Annotated in this window: 2 protein-coding genes; both read right to left on the minus strand. The window is 56.2% G+C overall.

Going from position 1 to position 3,738, the window contains the following annotated elements; translation table 11 throughout:
* On the minus strand, positions 1-2,543 hold a 2,543-nt coding region (locus EOA85_RS30075), incomplete at its 3' end, for an EAL domain-containing protein (RefSeq protein ID WP_127212164.1).
* Positions 2,544-2,897: 354 nt separating this feature from the next.
* The coding region (locus EOA85_RS30080) for a class I SAM-dependent methyltransferase (protein ID WP_164759975.1) at positions 2,898-3,738 on the minus strand (841 nt) is incomplete at its 5' end.

Raw genomic sequence — 3,738 nt, forward strand, 5'->3', positions numbered from 1 at the left:
GCCTTTATTCCGTCGGAGTCCAACGCCTGCCCGAAGGCATAACCCTGCAGTATGTCGCAGCCCAAGATCTTGAGTGTCTGTGCGTGCTCCATCGTCTCGACACCCTCCGCTACGACCTCAATACCCAGGGATTTGCCGATTTCAATGATCGACGAGACGACCTGCCTTCGTTGCGGCGATTTGACAATTGGGACGACCAGCTGGCGATCTATCTTCAGCCGGCGAGGCTGCAGCTTGAGCAAGCTGACTATTGAGGCATAGCCCGTACCAAAATCGTCTATTTCTACGTCAATGCCTAGCTCTTTTATCTGCTCAAGATTCCAGGTAACAAAATCATCATTTTCGTCAAGGAAGATTGACTCAACGAGCTCGAATGAAATCGTTCCTTTCTTGATATTCAGCTTCCTAAGACTCTTTATGAGTTCCTCATCTTGAAGGCGGCGCGCCGAAACGTTGACTGACACCCGCGGAATGTGAAGATTCGCAGCAGACCACTCTTCGAAATCCAAAAGCGATTGCTCTAATATGGTTCGATCGATGATCGAGACGACATTCAGTTCTTCCGCAATCCTTAGGAATACATCGGGCGCCAAAATACCCTTCTCCGGATGTCTCCATCGCGCCAGCGCCTCAACCCCAACAATTTCGAGCGTTTTTGCGTCAAATTGCGGCTGGTAGAAGGGAATGAACTCGTTGCGCTCAAGGCCGCCGAGAATTTCGTCGGCAATCCGTTTTGTGTCGACGATTTCGCTTTGCATCGCCTCGGTGAAGAATTCGTATCGATTGCGCCCACGCCCCTTTGCTCGGTAAAGCGCGATGTCAGCATTGACCAGCAGGTGTTTGGCTTCGACATCTTTTCCGTTGTCGACTGCAATTCCCACGCTCACGCCAAAACGGCATCGATGGCCCTGATAGTAGACGGGTTCGCGCATCTGGCTGATGACGCGGTCAGCGAGCAGCGCCAGTTGCTTGATATCGTCATGCACCACGCACAGGACGATGAATTCGTCTCCTCCGATCCGAGCGACGAATCCCTCACCATCGACCTTGGATCGGAGGACAGTTGACGCGTGAACAAGCATTGCGTCGCCTGCGGCGTGGCCAAGCGTATCGTTGATGTGCTTGAACCGATCCAGATCTATGTGAAGGAGTGCCGCATACCCGCCGGCGCGCCTGGCGTTTGCTGCGTAATCTTCCAGCACTTGGTCGAGGTAACGCCGGTTGGGCAAACCGGTCAGCGAATCGTGGAGCGCAATGTGCTCTATGCGCGCCTTGGCCGACTCGAGTTCTGCATTTTTCGACTCGGAAAGCTGTTTTGCGCGAACCAGGTCCTTGTTCAGCAGGACATCGGCTGTCACATCCCATTCGGCGCCAATCATTTTTGGGGTGTCGTTTGCGACCCGGTGAATTATCGCTTTGGATCGGACATGGCGAATCTCGCCATCCGGCCGAATGATCCGGTACTCCGACAAATATGGCCCGCCGACGGCCATCGCGCTGTCGAAATCGGCGTGGGCGCCAGCCAAATCGTCCGGGTGGATTGCTCCCGCCCAGTCCAGGTAGCCGCGGTGCTCCCCAGTCGGTTTGCCGTATATTTCATTGACGCGGTCATCCCACGTAAGTTCGTTGGTCGCGAGATCGTGTTCCCAAACGCCAATAGCTGACGCTTCCAGGGCGAGTTCCAGCCGTCTCGACAATCGACTCAGTTCCGCATAGTTGCGCTGTCTCTCGCCAATCAGGCGACCCGTAACCAGGAATGGGATCACAACCAACGCCCCGGCCACCGCCATGATTGCGCGCAAGAACCAGGCGTTGTCGGGCGTCGAAGGCCAGCCGTTTTTGGGAATGGCTGCGATCCGCCACGAACCGGACGGGAGCAGAACGTCGGCTGTCACCGGATTGCTTTTGGCGACGCCCTCATTGCCGAAGAATTGATCTCCACTTGGACCGAGAGCGTCCTTGCCGATCAGCGCTATGTCAATCCCGAGATCATCGTCAAGCAGGCCGCTCGCCTTATAAAGGCGCTGAACGTCGACAACGGCCGAAATGATGCCCCAGAATCTTTCGGTGTTGCCCGCACTCCGTACAAAAACCGGAATACGACCGACGAAGCCTTGCCCTCCCTGCCTCAAGTCGACGGGACCGGCAAGAATTAGCTCGCGCTCGTCTCGCGCCCTTAGCGCGGCCACACGCTGGCGCTCGTCCTTGCGGTAATCGAGGCCTATCGCCTTCTCGTTGCCCTCCATCGGGTACATCAGGGAAATGACCAGATCGGGCGCGCCGGCAATATTTTTCAATTGCGAGCCCCCGCCAAACAGGTTGCTCGCGAGCGAGGCGAAGCGTTGCTGTCCCATATAGGGCTCAGTCACGACCGCCGCGACCAGGCCCTGCACCAGTTGAAGGTTTCCGTTGATGTTACCTTCAAGCTTGGCGCGGATAAGATTGACCTTGGCCAGGACATCCGCACGGGCGGCTTGATCCGAGACGACTTTGTTCTGGTGGTCCGCGAACGCTGCGCCGACGGCAATAACTATCACCGCCATTGCCGCCGGGATATTTGCCGACGAAAAAACAGCCTTCTTAATACCGCCGAGCCTAGCGCGGAAAAGAGCCAATAGGCGATTCCTCAGCTGCTATTCAGGTTCTCGGGCAACCCGACCAAGGAATATTAGCTAGCAATATTTAATTTTGACCTTCACGGGCTCTAAAATTTTTGCACTTTCCCACCGCCTGGTGCCGCCGGAGTGGTTGGAACAGACCTGCGGCTCGCTTGACACCTTAGAATTGCTTGCAGTCGCTGAAGGTGCATGGGTTGCCCTCGTGGAGGGATAACCGTGCTCACTTTTCCGGCATCAGATCGACGAGATGACAATGCAAAATCTGGAATAAGAGCAGGATTAGTGGCCCTCAATCGTCTTGGGGGTAACAAGATATGGGATCTTGCCGACGCTACGCTTCGTCGCGCCAATGGAATAGGCCATCGGGATCTTGGGAGAGTTCTCTGGCAAGCCGTACATATCCTTGCCGGCCCTCACGGCAAATGAAAAGTGCTGCCACGAAACCGTGTCATGCTCATTGAGAAAATCAAGCGTCAGCCCAGCTGAAATCAGCGCGTTCACCACGTCACTGACCGGATGAATCCACTCGTAGTAGCGAGGATGCTTCAAGATGCGGTCGTCGCCGGTATAGGTGAGTTCCTCGTTCCATGCGAGGGGTCGAGCTATTGGCGTTCGCCAGTCATGCTTGAACTCCAGCGCCGCAGCCTTGCGGTCACACTGGAACATCAACGGGTGGCCCTCGGCCAGATAGAGCCGGCCGCCGGGGCGCAGGAGATCGGCAACCACTCGCGCCCAGCGGAACACGTCGTCCAGCCAGTTTACCGATCCCCAGGTAACGTAAGCGATGTCAAAGGTTCGGCCGAGCGCCTCGACTGCCTCGAACAGTGGCGCCTCCACGAAGCGCACATTAGTCCCTGCCTTTGCAGCGAAATCCCGCGCCGCTGCGATCGCTGTCGGTGAAAAGTCGAGGCCGGTCACGCTGCCCGCGCCGAGATTCTTCAAGCTGATTGTGTCGAGCCCGATATGACATTGCAGATGGACGATATCTTTGCCGACAATGTCACCGACCTCGCGCGTTTCCAACTCATAGAGATTGGATCCGCCTGCCAGCACATTTTCTATGTGGTAGCTGCCCGTTGTGTCGGTCGAATGCAGTTCGGCCCGATCATCCCAATTAAGG

The sequence above is a fragment of the Mesorhizobium sp. M5C.F.Ca.IN.020.29.1.1 genome (assembly GCF_003997375.1).
Classification (GTDB): domain Bacteria; phylum Pseudomonadota; class Alphaproteobacteria; order Rhizobiales; family Rhizobiaceae; genus Mesorhizobium; species Mesorhizobium wenxiniae.